This window comes from Enterobacter sp. SA197 (genome assembly GCF_054131575.1).
The window spans coordinates 1,561,099-1,576,075 of sequence record NZ_CP096393.1; the positions used below are offsets into that span (position 1 = coordinate 1,561,099).

A 14,977-nucleotide genomic window follows, 5' to 3' on the forward strand; every position below is an offset into this window, starting at 1 on the left:
TAATCCCCGAAATCAGCGTAAAGAAAGGTATTCCGCCACCGGGCCTAAGGCCAGCGCGGGAATAAAGGTCAACGCACCTACCAGCAATACGGTGCCAATCAGCAGGCCGACAAACAGCGCACCGTGCGTAGGTAAGGTGCCGGTACTCGCGGGTTGGCTCTTTTTGATAACCAGCGACCCGGCAATTGCCATCACCGGCACGATGACGCCAAAGCGACCAAAGAACATGCAAAAGGCCAGCAGACAGTTCCAGAAAGGGGTATTGGCGCTCAGACCAGCAAAGGCGCTGCCGTTGTTGTTGGCGGCTGACGAGACGGCATAAAGCACTTCACTAAAGCCGTGGATACCCGGATTGAACATGCCGCTGCGCCCGGCTTCGGTCATCATGGCAAGCGCCGTTCCCAGCAGCACCAGCGCAGGCGTAACCAGGATAGCGAGCGCGGTCATTTTCATTTCACGCACGTCGATTTTTTTACCCAGATATTCCGGCGTGCGGCCAATCATCAGCCCGGCGATAAACACCGCCAGCAGCACGAAGAGCAGCATGCCGTAGAGGCCTGAGCCCACGCCGCCAAAGACCACTTCACCGATTTGCATTAACCACATCGGCACCATGCCACCGAGTGCAGTAAAGGAGTCATGCATGGCATTGACCGCCCCGCAGGACGCTGCGGTGGTGACCACAGCAAACAGGCTGCTGGCAAGAATGCCAAAGCGGGTCTCTTTTCCTTCCATGTTGGCGGCGCTGTCGGCCCCGGCGGTGAGGAAATGTGGGTTGCCCTGCCACTCGGCCCACATCACTACCGCAACGCAAATCACGAAAATAACCGACATTGCCCACAGGATGGCATGCCCCTGACGGCGGTCACTGACGGCATCACCAAAGGCAAAGCACAGTGCCGTTGGGATCAAAAAGATGGCCAGCATTTGCAGGAAATTAGTCAGGGCAGTGGGGTTTTCGAAAGGATGCGAAGAGTTAGCATTAAAGAAGCCACCCCCGTCAGTGCCGAGCATTTTAATCGCTTCCTGCGAGGCCACCGGCCCCATCGGGAGCAGGTGCTCGACACCTTCGATCGTGGTAAACGGCTGGTAAGCGTGCAGGTTTTGCAGTGCCCCTTGCTGAATAAAGACAAGCGCGAGCACCAGCGACAGCGGCAGCAGGATCCACAAGGTGATACGCGTGATGTCGACCCAGGCGTTACCCAACGTATTCACGTTGTGACGGGCAAAGGCGCGTATAAGAGCGAAAATAACCGCAATGCCGGTGGCGGCGGAGAGGAAGTTTTGCACCGTCAGGCCGACCATCTGGCTGAAGTAGCTCATTGTGCTTTCGCCCGCATAGGACTGCCAGTTGGTATTCGCTACAAAGCTTACCGCAGTGTTCAGCGCCAGATGCCAGGAGAGTCCGGGGAGCTGCTGTGGATTCAGTGGCAACACACCCTGTAGCATTAGCAGGGTAAAGAGCAGGGCCAGCCCGAACAGGTTGAGAGATAAAATAGCCATCAGATAGCGGCGCCAGTCCATTTCCCGGCTATCAATACCCAATATGCGCCAGAGACCAGCCTCGATTCTGCCACTACCCGCAAGCGGGGTTCCTGCAATCAGTGTTGCCAGTACCGAACCCAGCGGGCGGGCGAGAATAAAAAGGACCAGCAGGAAGCTGGCAATCAGTAAAAATGCCTGGGCCGTCATCAGAAAGCCTCCGCATTTATCAAGGCATAAACCAGATAGCCCAACAACAGGAACACCAGCACGATACCGGTTACGACGCCTGCACTCACAGTCCACCTCCAGGTGTGTTCATTGATTACCGGGAGAGTAGGCATTCGTGTGCAAAGATTTCGCAAAAATCAGCAGGGCGGGTGTAAAAAAAGTATAAAAACGGCAAGACCCTAATTTAACTAATGATTAGTATTAATTTAACTTTTATGTAACTCAGTTACGGGATGAATGTAAATAAAGCTTAAATTGACAAAAAATAGTGGTCGGATGAGTAGTAAAATTACAAACAAAACGGTACTATTTTAATCAGATTCCAGTTGAGCCCTGAGATGAGAATGTCGTCAGGGTATCTATTTTCCGGTGAAGATTACCGGCCAAACAAAAGGGGAGAGTATTATGGCTATCTATAAAGCGTTTCCAGCTCATGTTGTGTTAATGCGTCGTACTTTCGCCGTTCTGGCGGGTCTTCTGGCATTACCGGTGATGATGTTCTGGAAAGATCGCGCCCGTTTTTACAGCTACCTGCATCGTGTCTGGGCGAAAACCAGCGACAAACCGGTGTGGATGGATCAGGCCGAAAAAGCGACCTGCGACTTTTATTGATCACTTGATTACACACAGCAATAAAAAAACCGCTACGTTTCTGCGTAGCGGTTTTTTTGTCCCTCAGGATTCGCGGTCCGTTGGGGGAAAGTCTCAAGCCCCATCCAGGGAAATCGATTCTTATACTCCTCGCAATCATCGTCAACCCATTGCCCTTAAACGTATTCCTAAACAACCTTCTGGCGCTGGCTCACTGATTTTTTTTCAATGATTATGCTTCGCCCCTTTCCGCTATCTCGCAAATGGGTATCGGCTGTAAGGAAGGTGTCCTTTCCATCGTAAAACGAACTCCATCCAGGGCTTGTGTCTACCGCAATGTCGCGGTGGCAATACGGTGGAGCGGTGTATACAGGGAATGTAAAAATGAATCGCTATCTTTGCATAGTATTCATTATCACCAGCGTGATGCTGGCAAAAAGCGATCGACCAGTGCGGTTGCTTGATACTGCCAGTGTTGCGTTAAGCAAGTAACGTTCAAAGGCCGCTACGTGCGGCCTTTTTTCCTTCCCCTGCTACCGTTAAACTTTTGAATGTCGCAACATACAACCTCTGCTTGCACTCATAACTTTCCTTTAACACACTACGCTACGTTTCGGACGGACATTTTTTATCAGGAGAGTTATGGCCACCCATCTGGTCTGGTTTCGTGCGGACTTACGCGTCCACGATAATTTTGCCCTTGCTGCGGCCTGCAGCAACCCCTCGGCCACCGTTAAAGCGCTATTCATCGCCACGCCTGGACAGTGGAAGTTGCATGCGATGGCTCCGCGTCAGGCGGCGTACATGAACGCCCATCTGAATTCGCTTCAACAGATGCTGGCTGAAAAAGGTATCCCGCTGATTTATCGGGAAGTGAAGGATTTTACCGCCAGCGTTGATGCGCTGGTGTCGGTGTGTGAAGAGGAGCAGGTCAGCCACCTCTTTTACAACTACCAGTATGAAATCAATGAGCGCTTGCGCGATGCTGCCGTCGAAAAGGCGTTGTCGAATGTGGCGTGTCAGGGATTCGATGACAGCGTCATGCTCCCACCGGGCAGTGTGATGACCGGCAATCAGGAGATGTATAAGGTCTTCACACCCTTCAAAAATGCTTATCTGCGCCGTTTAAAAGAGGATTTGCCTGAGTGCGTCGGTGCACCGCGCGTGCGGGAATCCGGGGCGCTGAATGGGCATTTATCCGTTCTACATTTTGACTATCCACAGCAGGAATTTGACCCGACGCTGTTCCCGGCTGATGAGAAAAGCGCCATCGGTCAGTTGCGTCATTTCTGCCAGCATCATGCAGGTGAATATGAAGAGCAGCGAGACTTCCCGGCAATTGAAGGCACCAGTCGTCTCTCAGCTTGTCTCGCTCTTGGCATACTCTCTCCGCGCCAGTGTTTGCGCCGCTTACTTGCAGAACACCCCGATGCCCTGAACGGCGGGAAGGGCGCTGTCTGGCTGAGTGAGTTGATCTGGCGTGAGTTCTACCGCCATTTAATAACCTACCACCCCTATTTATGTAAGCACCGTCCTTTCATTCCCTGGACAGATAAGGTGAAATGGAATGATACGCCCGATTTATTCCAGGCCTGGCAGCGAGGGGCAACCGGTTTTCCCATTGTGGATGCGGCAATGCGGCAATTGAACAGTACTGGCTGGATGCATAATCGCCTGCGCATGATTACCGCCAGCTTCCTGGTTAAAGATTTACTGATCGACTGGCGCCTCGGCGAGGACTATTTTATGTCGCAGTTGATTGACGGCTGTCTGGCCGCGAACAATGGGGGATGGCAGTGGGCGGCCTCAACCGGCACCGATGCAGCTCCCTATTTTCGTATCTTTAACCCCACCACGCAGGGCGAGCGCTTTGATGCCGAGGGCCATTTTATTCGCCAGTGGATCCCTGAACTGGCCAGTGTACCGGGGAAAGCCATCCACGATCCCTGGTCGTGGGCAGATAAACATGGCAGAAATCTGAACTATCCACGGCCCATTGTGGATCATAAACAGGCTCGTGCTGCCACGCTTGGGGCATATGAAGCCGCCCGTAAATCCTGAGAGAGTGACAATGAAAAATAGCGAACTGGAAACGCTGATTAACGAAAAACTAAACAGTGTGGCGTTCAGCGATTACGGCCCGAATGGCTTGCAGGTCGAGGGACGCGAAACGGTGCAGAAAATTATTACTGGCGTGACGGCAAGCCAGGCGTTGCTGGATGAGGCGGTGCGTCAGCAGGCCGATGCGATCATTGTGCATCATGGATATTTCTGGAAAAACGAACCGGCAATCATCCGTGGCATGAAGCGTCATCGCCTTAAGACGCTGCTGGCAAACGACATTAATCTTTATGGCTGGCACCTGCCGCTGGATGCGCATCCGGAGCTTGGGAATAATGTTCAGTTAGCATCGCTGCTGGGCATTACCGTCATGGGCACGGTGGGCGGTGAACAGCTTCTGCCGTGGGGCGAGCTGTCAATGCCGGTGCCGGGGCTGGAGCTGGCCTCATGGATTGAAGCACGTCTCGGTCGCCGACCCTTGTGGTGCGGCGATACCGGACCAGAGCTGGTAAAACGCGTTGCCTGGTGTACAGGCGGTGGACAAGGCTTTATCGATAACGCCGCGCGTTTTGGGGTAGATGCGTTTATTACCGGCGAGGTTTCTGAACAAACTATTCATTCTGCTCGCGAACAGGGGCTGCACTTCTATGCTGCGGGTCATCACGCCACCGAGCGCGGTGGTATTCGCGCGCTGAGCGAATGGCTGACCGCCAATACCGAGCTGGATGTCACTTTTATTGATATTCCAAATCCGGCGTAAATAATAAGACGCGATACGTCTGCGTATCGCGTCTTAGCAGAGGCTGAGCGTTCAGATGCCTACAAAATAATGAATATTTCCCGATTAAATATAATTCTGCTGAATATTATTTGTTAATAATCCGCTCTGTTAACATTTTTTATTACATTCGCATATTAATGATGCCGATAACGCTTTTTTTGCACCCTGTAATTGCTATTATTCATTCTTCCACTAACTCAGTTGTTCTTAATCATTCTGGTTATGGATTATCAGACGATGAAATTTTGCGGGTTAATAGTTGCTGCATCTTTAATGGTTGCTGCTCCCCTTCGTGCAGGCGTGGTGTTGAGTGAAACGCGGGTAATTTATCCCGCTGAAAAACATGAAGTCACGGTGGGGCTTAAAAACACGGGGTCACAGGCGGTTCTGGTGCAGAGTTGGCTCGATGCTGGCGATCCGCTGGCCGATCCGGGAAAGCGCTTCGTTCCCCTGGTGGTTATGCCACCTGTTCAGCGTATTGACGGCGGAAAAGGCCAGAGGTTAAGGATTACCTATATTGGCGGAACGTTGCCGGGCGATCGGGAGTCCGTATTCTGGTTAAATGTGCTTGCGGTTCCACCCAAGATTAAAGATGTTGAACATCAATACCTTAATATTGCTTATCAGACGCGAGTAAAACTCTTTTATCGTCCTGTAAACCTTAATATCAAAGCAGAAGAGGCCGTACAAAAACTGCAGTGGAATAAAACGGCGGGTGGGCTGACCGTTTCTAACCCGACTCCCTATTATATTTCTTTGCTTAACATTGACGTGCTGCCTGCCGGTCAAACGCTATCGGTCCGGGGTGAAATGGTCGCGCCTTATGGAAAATTGTTGCTCACAAATAATGTAAAAATGACAGACGTTAAAACAGTAAATTACACCGTTATTGATGATTCAGGCAGAGCCCGGAATTTTTCGGCTGCAGTAGATTAACAAGAACGTGTGAATAAAAGGAGGAAAGAGTGCGCTATTATCTTTTTTTATTGGTGCTCATGAGCATAACTAAGCCGTTATATGCCTCCTCCTGGGGAACAGATTGTAGTTACGATACGAAAATCATTAACATCGAGATACCCTCCGGAAAAAAAGTGACGCTCGATCCCAATGCACCTGTCGGCACGGTATTTTTCGAACATTTTGTGGCCGCTCAGGCTGGGCAAAATTTTAAATGCCAGACGGCAAACAGCTATTCCTTACAGGGCGGTTACCTCTATGGCTCAGGTGGCCAGACGGTTGCCATGAGTGGTGGTGGCTTAGTCAGTCAAAGCGGTTCCACTTACCCGGTATATAAAACCAACGTACCGGGTATTGGTCTGGTGGTGCGCTACAGCGGCAGTGCGTTTCCATACTGGTGGGGGACTTACTCTTATACCAACAGGGTGCTGGATTATACGGGTTCAATGACGCAGGTTTTTGATATCGATATTGTAAAATATGGCGATATTCCGGCGGGCTCACGAACAGTCGTTATTGATTCTACGGTCATTTCCAGCATCAATTCGGTTGTCCGAATCACTAACAGCGGCGATGCCTCACGCATGCCCAACGGCAATGTGCTGATGGCGCAATTTGTTCTGTCGCCTTCCACTTTTGATATTGTTTCCGGCACCTGTGATACCCCGGATATGACCATAAATCTGGGGTCTCATAGCCTTAAAAACCTCAGCAATCGGGAAGGAAATAAATTTGTCTCGCCCTGGACTGATGCCAGCATCCACCTCACTCACTGCCCGGTGTTTTACGGCACAGGCGAACGTAGCAGCAATAAGGATACGGTGCGCAACAATATGATGACCGTTACCCTGATACCGGGTAATGCGACCACCAGTAACCAGGGGATTATGCCTGTGGATAGCGGAGGCCTGGCAGCCACGGGGGTGGGGATCCAGTTAGCCTACGGCACTTCAGCGTCGCCTCAACTGGTTGATTTATCCACGGGCAAAGGCACTAAAACCTATACCATGTCTTCAACTCAGGGCCCCACTTATACGATCCCTCTGGTAGCCCGCTATATTCAAACGGCAGGCGCGTTCGCTGATATTGTGCCCGGAAAAGCCAACGGCAAAGTCACTTACCTGATTAATTATTATTAATCTTCTTACCTTGCCTAAGGGCGGAACGGCTATTCACTAAAGATATGCCTGTCGACGGAAGCCACTGTGCACGTTATCTTATTTTACGTATCGATGACGGACCTGTGGCGAAAGGAGCGGGAGAGTGCAAAGAGCACGTTGTTATCTGTTAGGGGAAACGGCAGTGGTACTGGAGCTGGAACCTCCGGTAACCCTGGCGACCCAAAAAAGGATATGGCGCTTAACCCAGCGCGTAGCTGAGGTGCCGGAGGTGGTGGAAGCCATTCCTGGCATGAATAACATCACCGTGGTGCTGCGGGATCCGCAGACGCAGGCGCTGGATGCCATTGAGCGTCTTCAGCGCTGGTGGGAGGAGAGCGAGGCGCTTGAGCCTGACTCCCGCACGATAACGATCCCGGTGCTGTACGGCGGTGAGGCCGGGCCGGACCTGGCGCTGGTAGCCCGTCACGCGAATCTCTCCGAAAAACAGGTGGTCGAACTGCATGCCTCTGTGGATTACGTGGTCTGGTTTTTAGGTTTTCAGCCGGGGTTCCCTTACCTGGGGGGATTGCCTGATGTACTTGCGACACCACGCCGAGCGGAACCTCGTGTCAGCGTACCGGCAGGTTCAGTCGGTATTGGCGGCAGCCAGACGGGAATCTATCCCCTACAAACGCCGGGCGGCTGGAACCTGATTGGCCGCACGGATTTGCCCCTTTTTAATCCTGCATTACCCGAACCGGTGCGACTTCGCCCCGGTGACACCCTCAGGTTTATTCCTCGCAAGGAAGGCATATGCTGACAATCATTCATGCCGGGATCCATACCAGCGTGCAGGGCGGTAAGCGCATCGGGCTGCGTCAGTCGGGCGTCAGTTACTGTGGTGCGCTTGACGGCCCGGCGTTATCTATTGCTAACGCGCTGGTAGGCAACGCGCTCGATGCGCCGGGTCTTGAAATCACTCTGGGGCAGTGTGAAATTGAATTTGGTCGTGACGGCTGGTTTGCGCTGACCGGGGCAGGGTGCGAGGCCAGACTGGAGGGTAAAGCCGTCTGGACCGGTTGGCGCACGGCGGTAAAGGCCGGGCAGCGGCTGGTCCTTAAGCGTCCACAACATGGTATGCGCAGCTATCTGGCGGTGGCGGGCGGGCTGGATGTGCCTGAAGTCATGGGGTCGTACAGCACCGACCTGAAAATCGGCGTTGGCGGGCTGGAAGGGCGTCTGCTGCGTGATGGCGATGTGCTCACCCTGAAGCCACCCGCGAAAACATTCCGTGGGCCACAAGGGGTTAAGCAGCTCCTCTGGGGTAACCGTATTCGGGCGCTGCCAGGCCCGGAATATCAGGAGTTCGCCAAAACCTCTCAGGAGTCCTTCTGGCGTCTTCCCTGGCAACTGAATCCACAAAGCAACCGTATGGGCTACCGCCTGCAGGGGCAGCCGCTTGTGCGAACCTCGGATCGTGAACTCGTTTCACATGGCCTACTGCCAGGCGTCGTACAGGTGCCGTCCAGTGGTCAGCCCATCGTGCTCATGAACGATGCGCAGACCACCGGCGGTTATCCGCGCATCGCCTGCATCATTGAGGCCGATATGTACCATCTGGCGCAGATCCCGCTGGGACAGCCTATCCATTTTGTTCCCTGCACTCTGGAAGAGGCGCTGGTGGCCCGTCGCGAACAGTCACGTTTTCTGGAGCAGTTAGCCTGGCGCATTCTTCATGAAGATTGATCTTAACGCCGACCTTGGTGAGGGCGGTGCGTATGACGCCGCCCTTATGACGCTCATCTCCTCGGCCAATATTGCCTGCGGTTTTCATGCCGGGGATGCGCACACCATGTTGCTCTCAGTCCGCGAGGCCCGCAAAAACGGCGTGGCGATTGGCGCACACCCCAGTTTTCCCGATCGGGCGAATTTTGGCCGCACAGCGATGCAACTTCCGCCGGAGGTGGTTTATGCCCAGGTGCTGTACCAGACAGGCGCGCTGGCAGCCATCGTCAGGGCTGAAGGGGAACGGCTTCGCCATGTGAAGCCCCACGGTATGCTCTATAATCAGGCCGCTGTCGATCCCGGCCTTGCGGACGCGATAGCCCGCGCGGTGCATGACACTGACCCCGCACTCATTCTGGTGGGGCTTGCCGATAGCGAACTGATTCGTGCCGGCGCGCGCTACCGGCTGATTACGCGTCAGGAAGTCTTTGCCGACCGTGGCTACCAGGATGATGCCAGCCTGGTGCCACGAACACAGCCTGGCGCGCTGATTACTGATGAAGAGCAGGCGCTGTCACAAACGCTTGCGATGGTGCAGCAGGGCAGGGTGACCAGCATCAGTGGCCAGCAGGTGTGCGTCACGGCGCAGACCGTCTGTTTGCATGGAGACACAGACCATGCGCTGGCGTTCGCCCGTCGCCTTCGACGCGCCTTTGAGCAGCAGAATATTACCGTGAGTGCAGAGATTTAGCAGGAGAGGCCATGCCAGAAGGACCAGAAATTCGCCGCGCGGCAGATAACCTGGAAGCGGCGATTGTCGGCAAACCGTTAACAGCTGTCTGGTTTGCCTTCCCCCGGTTACAACCTTTCGCCGCCGGGCTGACAGGTTGTCGCGTTGAAAAGATTGAAACCCGTGGTAAGGCCCTGTTAACCCACTTCTCCAGTGGCCTGACGATGTACAGTCATAACCAGTTGTATGGCGTCTGGCGGGTTACAGAGGCAGGAAAAACGGTGGAAACGACGCGCATTTTGCGCGTGCGCCTTGAGACGGCAGACAAAGCCATTTTACTTTACAGCGCTTCCGATATTGACATTCTTACTGCGGAGGAACTGGCGGCGCATCCTTTCTTACAGCGCGTGGGCCCGGATGTGCTGGATATGACGCTCACGGCCGGGGCGGTAAAAGCGCGTCTGCTCTCCCCGCGCTTCGCAAGGCGCCAGTTTTCAGGACTACTGCTCGATCAGGCTTTTCTGGCAGGGCTGGGCAACTACCTGCGGGTGGAGATCCTCTGGTCTGCGGCCCTGTCGCCCCGGCACCGGGCCTGCGATCTCAGTGACGCGCAGCTAACCCAGCTTTCACAGGCGATGCTGGATATTCCCCGTCTCTCTTACCAGACCCGGGGCAGGGTGGATGAAAACCGACATCATGGTGCGCTGTTCAGCTTTAAGGTTTTTCACCGTGCCGGTAAGAAATGCGCGCGTTGCGGTACCCTGATTGAGAAAACCACGCTCTCCTCCCGACCCTTTTACTGGTGCCCTGGCTGTCAGCAATAAAAAAACCCGCTCACTGAGCGGGTTTTTATTAACAGGCGATCGTTATTTTTTAAGATCGGAACTGAAATCGCGCTTGTCATAGCCGGTGTAAAGCTGACGCGGACGGGCAATTTTCAGGCCATCGTCGTGCATCTCATTCCAGTGTGCAATCCAGCCCACGGTACGCGCCATCGCGAAGATAACGGTAAACATGGAGGAAGGAATGCCCATCGCTTTCAGGATGATACCGGAGTAAAAGTCTACGTTCGGGTAGAGTTTACGCTCGATGAAGTAGGGGTCATTCAGCGCGATGTGCTCAAGCTCCATCGCCACTTCCAGCAGATCGTCCTTGGTGCCCAGCTCTTTAAGAACCGCATGGCAGGTTTCACGCATCACGGTCGCACGCGGATCATAGTTTTTGTAAACGCGGTGACCGAAGCCCATCAGACGGAACGAATCGTTCTTATCTTTAGCGCGACGCAGGAATTCCGGAATGTGTTTGACCGTGCTTATCTCTTCCAGCATTTTCAGCGCTGCTTCGTTGGCGCCGCCGTGAGCAGGTCCCCACAGGGAGGCGATACCGGCGGCGATGCAGGCAAACGGGTTGGCACCTGAAGAACCAGCAGTACGCACGGTAGAGGTTGAGGCATTTTGCTCATGGTCAGCATGCAGGATCAGAATACGGTCCATCGCACGTTCCAGCACCGGGTTAACCTCGTAAGGTTCACATGGGGTGGCGAACATCATGTGCAGGAAATTGCCGGCGTAAGAGAGATCGTTACGAGGATAAACGAAAGGCTGACCGATGGAGTATTTGTAACACATTGCCGCAACCGTCGGCATTTTGGACAACAAGCGGAAAGCAGCGATTTCACGGTGGCGTGAATTATTCACATCCAGGGAGTCATGATAGAACGCCGCCAGCGCGCCGGTCACGCCGCACAGTACGGCCATTGGATGCGAGTCGCGACGGAAACCGTGGAACAGACGGGTAATCTGTTCGTGAATCATGGTATGGCGGGTAACGGTCAGTTTGAACTCGTCATACTGCTCCTGCGTCGGTTTTTCACCGTAAAGCAGAATGTAAGAGACTTCGAGATAACTAGAGTCGGTAGCCAACTGGTCAATCGGGAACCCACGGTGCAGCAGAATACCTTCATCACCATCAATAAAAGTAATTTTTGATTCGCAGGATGCGGTAGAGGTGAAACCAGGATCAAAAGTAAAAACTCCTTTTGAACCGAGACTACGGATATCAATAACATCCTCACCGAGTGTGCCTTTTAGCACATCCAGTTCAATAGCAGCGTCACCATTATAGGTGAGATTTGCTTTTTTATCAGCCATTTACGGTCTCCTTAGCGCCTTATTGCTTAAGACTACCTGTTACCGGATTTGCATTCAAACTGTCTTCAACGCTACCAGATTATAATGTGGCTCGCTGCTCTGTTGAGAGGAGATACCAGGGTACAGAGCGATGGGCGCATGCAGGTCAGCATCTAAAGTTCAGTTGAAACAACAACAAATCAGGGAGTCGGCAGTCCGAAATTTACAAAACTGGTTATCACTAATAACTGTCCTGATTAATTCGGTCAACACCATCACACTGTTGCATAACTTATTTGTAGTTGCATAACTTATTTGCAGGTGAAAGATAGACCCCATAACTTTTGCGAATTATATCTCTCTTCTGGTGAAGTTTGTAACAATAATGTTTAATATTTGTCAAATCCGATGGTTAAAATTTAAAAAAATGTTGTTATCGTGACGCCAGTCACTGTTCTGCATAAAACCCGACAAACTATATGTAGGTTAATTGTAATGATTTTGTGAACGACCTATACTGCCGCCAGGTCTCCGGAATACCCTGCAATCCCGAGCCACCCAGCGTTGTAACCTGGCGTTTAGCATCTGGAAGCTCATTTTTTGCATGACGCGCAGTTATAGAAAAGGACGCTGTCTGACCCGCACGCAGACCGGAGGAAGGAAACTAATAAGAACAGCATGTGGGCGTTATTCATGATAAAAAATGTGAAAAAACAAAGACCTGTCAATCTGGATCTCACAACTATCCGGTTTCCTGTCACGGCTATAGCCTCCATTCTCCACCGTGTTTCCGGCGTTATCACCTTTATCGCTGTTGGCATTCTGTTGTGGTTACTGGGCCTATCGCTATCGTCTGAAGAAGGCTTCCAGGCTGCTGCTGCCATCATGAATGGTTTTTTTGTTAAATTCATTATGTGGGGCATTCTGACTGCACTGGCGTACCACGCCGTGGGCGGTATTCGGCACATGCTGATGGATTTCGGCTGGCTGGATGAAACTTTTGAGGCAGGAAAACGTTCCGCTAATATCTCTTTTGCAATAACTGTCGTGCTTTCACTTCTCGCAGGAGTCCTCGTATGGTAAGCAATGCCTCCGCACTAGGACGTAACGGCGTACATGACTTCATTCTGGTCCGTGCAACCGCCATCGTCCTGACGCTTTACATCATCTATATGGTGGGCTTCTTCGCTATTAACGGTGATATCACCTGGCAAGTCTGGTCAGGCTTTTTCTCCTCCGCCTTTACCAAAGTTTTCACCCTGCTGGCGCTATTCTCAATATTAATCCATGCCTGGATTGGCATGTGGCAGGTGTTGACCGACTACGTTAAATCCGTGGCTTTACGCCTGATGCTGCAACTGGTGATTGTGGTTGCGCTTGCGATTTACGTTATTTATGGATTCGTTGTGGTGTGGGGTGTGTAATGAAACTGCCAGTCAGAGAATTTGATGCTGTTGTTATTGGCGCAGGCGGCGCAGGTATGCGCGCGGCGCTACAAATTTCCCAGAGCGGCCAGACCTGTGCGCTGCTCTCGAAAGTCTTTCCAACCCGTTCGCACACCGTTTCTGCGCAAGGTGGTATCACCGTTGCGTTGGGTAATACCCACGAAGATAACTGGGAATGGCACATGTACGACACCGTAAAAGGGTCGGATTACATTGGTGACCAGGACGCGATCGAATACATGTGTAAAACCGGCCCGGAGGCGATTCTGGAGCTGGAGCATATGGGCCTGCCGTTCTCTCGTCTGGATGATGGCAAAATTTATCAACGTCCTTTCGGCGGGCAGTCAAAAAATTTCGGCGGTGAGCAGGCAGCACGTACGGCGGCGGCGGCGGACCGTACCGGCCACGCACTGTTGCATACGCTTTATCAGCAAAACCTTAAAAATCATACTACTATTTTTTCGGAGTGGTATGCGCTCGATCTGGTGAAAAACCAGGACGGCGCTATCGTCGGTTGTACGGCGCTGAGCATTGAAAGTGGTGAAGTGGTCTACTTTAAAGCGCGTGCCACCGTACTGGCGACCGGTGGCGCAGGCCGCATCTATCAGTCCACGACCAACGCCCATATTAATACGGGTGACGGCGTCGGGATGGCACTGCGCGCTGGTGTGCCGGTGCAGGACATGGAGATGTGGCAGTTCCACCCGACAGGCATCGCCGGGGCGGGGGTGCTGGTGACTGAAGGCTGCCGTGGTGAAGGCGGCTACCTGTTAAATAAACACGGTGAGCGTTTTATGGAGCGCTATGCGCCTAACGCGAAAGACCTGGCGGGTCGTGATGTGGTGGCGCGTTCCATCATGATCGAAATCCGCGAAGGTCGCGGCTGCGATGGCCCGTGGGGTCCGCATGCCAAACTGAAACTCGATCACCTCGGCAAAGAGGTGCTCGAGTCGCGTTTGCCTGGCATTCTGGAACTCTCCCGTACCTTTGCGCACGTCGATCCGGTGAAAGAGCCGATCCCGGTGATCCCAACCTGCCACTACATGATGGGCGGGATCCCGACCAAAGTGACCGGTCAGGCGCTGACCGTGAACGAGCAGGGCGAAGATGTGGTCATTCCTGGTCTGTTCGCCGTGGGCGAAATCGCCTGTGTCTCCGTACACGGTGCGAACCGTCTGGGCGGCAACTCACTGCTGGACCTGGTGGTGTTTGGTCGTGCGGCGGGTCTGCATCTGCAGGAATCCATCGCTGAACAGGGCGATCTGTGCGATGCGACCGACGATGAGATTGAAGCCTCGCTGGCACGTCTGAATCGCTGGAACGGTAATCGTGATGGCGAAGATCCGGTGGTGATTCGCAAAGCGCTGCAGGAGTGTATGCAGCATAACTTCTCGGTGTTCCGTGAAGGTGATGCGATGGCTAAAGGGCTTGAAGAGCTGAAAGCGATTCGCGAGCGTCTGAAAAACGCCCGTCTGGATGATACCTCCAGTGAGTTCAACACCCAGCGCGTTGAGTGCCTGGAGCTGGATAACCTGATGGAAACCGCTTATGCAACGGCGGTATCGGCTAACTTCCGTACCGAGAGCCGTGGTGCCCATAGCCGCTTCGACTTCCCGGAGCGTGATGATGAAAACTGGCTGTGCCATTCCCTGTACCTGCCAGAGACGGAATCCATGACACGCCGCAGCGTCAATATGGAACCGAAACTGCGTCCGGCATTCCCGCCGAAGATTCGTACTTATTAA

Annotated in this window: 15 protein-coding genes; 12 read left to right on the plus strand and 3 right to left on the minus strand. The window is 53.1% G+C overall.

What is annotated here, in order from left to right:
- Positions 1–12: 12 nt before the first annotated feature.
- Both kdpA and kdpF read right to left on the minus strand, forming a co-directional pair.
- Entirely contained in the window at positions 13–1,692 is a 1,680-nt protein-coding gene (gene kdpA / locus M1D91_RS07100) for a potassium-transporting ATPase subunit KdpA (protein WP_437430895.1), read from the minus strand.
- Positions 1,692–1,781, minus strand: a complete 90-nt coding sequence (gene kdpF / locus M1D91_RS07105) for a K(+)-transporting ATPase subunit F (protein ID WP_041852093.1) — start codon at positions 1,779–1,781, stop codon at positions 1,692–1,694. The genes kdpA and kdpF overlap by 1 nt, the downstream gene beginning before the upstream one ends.
- A 337-nt stretch (positions 1,782–2,118) precedes the next feature.
- Between kdpF and M1D91_RS07110 the strand changes: the two genes are divergently transcribed.
- The 9 genes from M1D91_RS07110 to nei all read left to right on the plus strand — a co-directional run bounded on the left by M1D91_RS07110 (position 2,119) and on the right by nei (position 10,482).
- Positions 2,119–2,325 (plus strand): YbfA family protein, encoded by a 207-nt coding sequence (locus tag M1D91_RS07110; protein ID WP_437430896.1) that lies wholly within the window; start codon positions 2,119–2,121, stop codon positions 2,323–2,325.
- A gap of 621 nt (positions 2,326–2,946) precedes the next feature.
- The gene (gene phrB, locus M1D91_RS07115; protein ID WP_437430897.1) at positions 2,947–4,365 is read left to right on the plus strand and encodes a deoxyribodipyrimidine photo-lyase; all 1,419 of its coding nucleotides are present in this window, start codon (positions 2,947–2,949) and stop codon (positions 4,363–4,365) included.
- Between the two features lie 10 nt (positions 4,366–4,375).
- Positions 4,376–5,125, plus strand: a complete 750-nt coding sequence (locus M1D91_RS07120) for a type 2 GTP cyclohydrolase I (RefSeq protein WP_437430898.1) — start codon at positions 4,376–4,378, stop codon at positions 5,123–5,125.
- Between the two features lie 243 nt (positions 5,126–5,368).
- Entirely contained in the window at positions 5,369–6,082 is a 714-nt protein-coding gene (locus M1D91_RS07125; protein WP_437430899.1) for a fimbrial biogenesis chaperone, read from the plus strand.
- 29 nt (positions 6,083–6,111) lie between these two features.
- Positions 6,112–7,242: a fimbrial protein gene (locus M1D91_RS07130; protein ID WP_437430900.1), complete on the plus strand. Its 1,131-nt coding sequence runs from the start codon at positions 6,112–6,114 to the stop codon at positions 7,240–7,242.
- Between the two features lie 124 nt (positions 7,243–7,366).
- On the plus strand, positions 7,367–8,023 hold the full coding sequence (pxpB, locus tag M1D91_RS07135) for a 5-oxoprolinase subunit PxpB (RefSeq protein ID WP_437430901.1): 657 nt from the start codon (positions 7,367–7,369) through the stop codon (positions 8,021–8,023).
- Positions 8,017–8,949: a 5-oxoprolinase subunit PxpC gene (gene pxpC / locus M1D91_RS07140; protein WP_437430902.1), complete on the plus strand. Its 933-nt coding sequence runs from the start codon at positions 8,017–8,019 to the stop codon at positions 8,947–8,949. Before pxpB ends, pxpC begins: the two co-directional genes overlap by 7 nt.
- Positions 8,939–9,679 (plus strand): 5-oxoprolinase subunit PxpA, encoded by a 741-nt coding sequence (gene pxpA / locus M1D91_RS07145; protein WP_437430903.1) that lies wholly within the window; start codon positions 8,939–8,941, stop codon positions 9,677–9,679. The genes pxpC and pxpA overlap by 11 nt, the downstream gene beginning before the upstream one ends.
- Positions 9,680–9,690: 11 nt before the next feature.
- On the plus strand, positions 9,691–10,482 hold the full coding sequence (gene nei, locus M1D91_RS07150) for an endonuclease VIII (protein ID WP_437430904.1): 792 nt from the start codon (positions 9,691–9,693) through the stop codon (positions 10,480–10,482).
- Between the two features lie 42 nt (positions 10,483–10,524).
- Here nei and M1D91_RS07155 read toward each other — a convergent pair whose 3' ends face one another.
- Entirely contained in the window at positions 10,525–11,808 is a 1,284-nt protein-coding gene (locus M1D91_RS07155) for a citrate synthase (RefSeq protein ID WP_437430905.1), read from the minus strand.
- 657 nt (positions 11,809–12,465) lie between these two features.
- Here M1D91_RS07155 and sdhC point away from each other — a divergent pair.
- From sdhC to sdhA, 3 genes are read left to right on the plus strand one after another with little or no spacing between them, the layout of a single operon-like run.
- On the plus strand, positions 12,466–12,870 hold the full coding sequence (gene sdhC / locus M1D91_RS07160) for a succinate dehydrogenase cytochrome b556 subunit (RefSeq protein ID WP_437430906.1): 405 nt from the start codon (positions 12,466–12,468) through the stop codon (positions 12,868–12,870).
- On the plus strand, positions 12,864–13,211 hold the full coding sequence (gene sdhD, locus M1D91_RS07165) for a succinate dehydrogenase membrane anchor subunit (protein WP_437430907.1): 348 nt from the start codon (positions 12,864–12,866) through the stop codon (positions 13,209–13,211). Before sdhC ends, sdhD begins: the two co-directional genes overlap by 7 nt.
- The gene (gene sdhA / locus M1D91_RS07170; protein WP_437430908.1) at positions 13,211–14,977 is read left to right on the plus strand and encodes a succinate dehydrogenase flavoprotein subunit; all 1,767 of its coding nucleotides are present in this window, start codon (positions 13,211–13,213) and stop codon (positions 14,975–14,977) included. The genes sdhD and sdhA overlap by 1 nt, the downstream gene beginning before the upstream one ends.

Coding starts and splice junctions, on each gene's coding strand:
- sdhC (WP_437430906.1), top strand. CDS start 12,466: ATGTGGGCGTTATTCATGATAAAAAATGTGAAAAAACAAAGACCTGTC.
- nei (WP_437430904.1), top strand. CDS start 9,691: ATGCCAGAAGGACCAGAAATTCGCCGCGCGGCAGATAACCTGGAAGCG.
- M1D91_RS07110 (WP_437430896.1), top strand. CDS start 2,119: ATGGCTATCTATAAAGCGTTTCCAGCTCATGTTGTGTTAATGCGTCGT.
- pxpC (WP_437430902.1), top strand. CDS start 8,017: ATGCTGACAATCATTCATGCCGGGATCCATACCAGCGTGCAGGGCGGT.
- sdhA (WP_437430908.1), top strand. CDS start 13,211: ATGAAACTGCCAGTCAGAGAATTTGATGCTGTTGTTATTGGCGCAGGC.
- M1D91_RS07125 (WP_437430899.1), top strand. CDS start 5,369: ATGGATTATCAGACGATGAAATTTTGCGGGTTAATAGTTGCTGCATCT.
- kdpA (WP_437430895.1), bottom strand. CDS start 1,692: ATGACGGCCCAGGCATTTTTACTGATTGCCAGCTTCCTGCTGGTCCTT.
- pxpA (WP_437430903.1), top strand. CDS start 8,939: ATGAAGATTGATCTTAACGCCGACCTTGGTGAGGGCGGTGCGTATGAC.
- M1D91_RS07120 (WP_437430898.1), top strand. CDS start 4,376: ATGAAAAATAGCGAACTGGAAACGCTGATTAACGAAAAACTAAACAGT.
- M1D91_RS07155 (WP_437430905.1), bottom strand. CDS start 11,808: ATGGCTGATAAAAAAGCAAATCTCACCTATAATGGTGACGCTGCTATT.
- phrB (WP_437430897.1), top strand. CDS start 2,947: ATGGCCACCCATCTGGTCTGGTTTCGTGCGGACTTACGCGTCCACGAT.
- sdhD (WP_437430907.1), top strand. CDS start 12,864: ATGGTAAGCAATGCCTCCGCACTAGGACGTAACGGCGTACATGACTTC.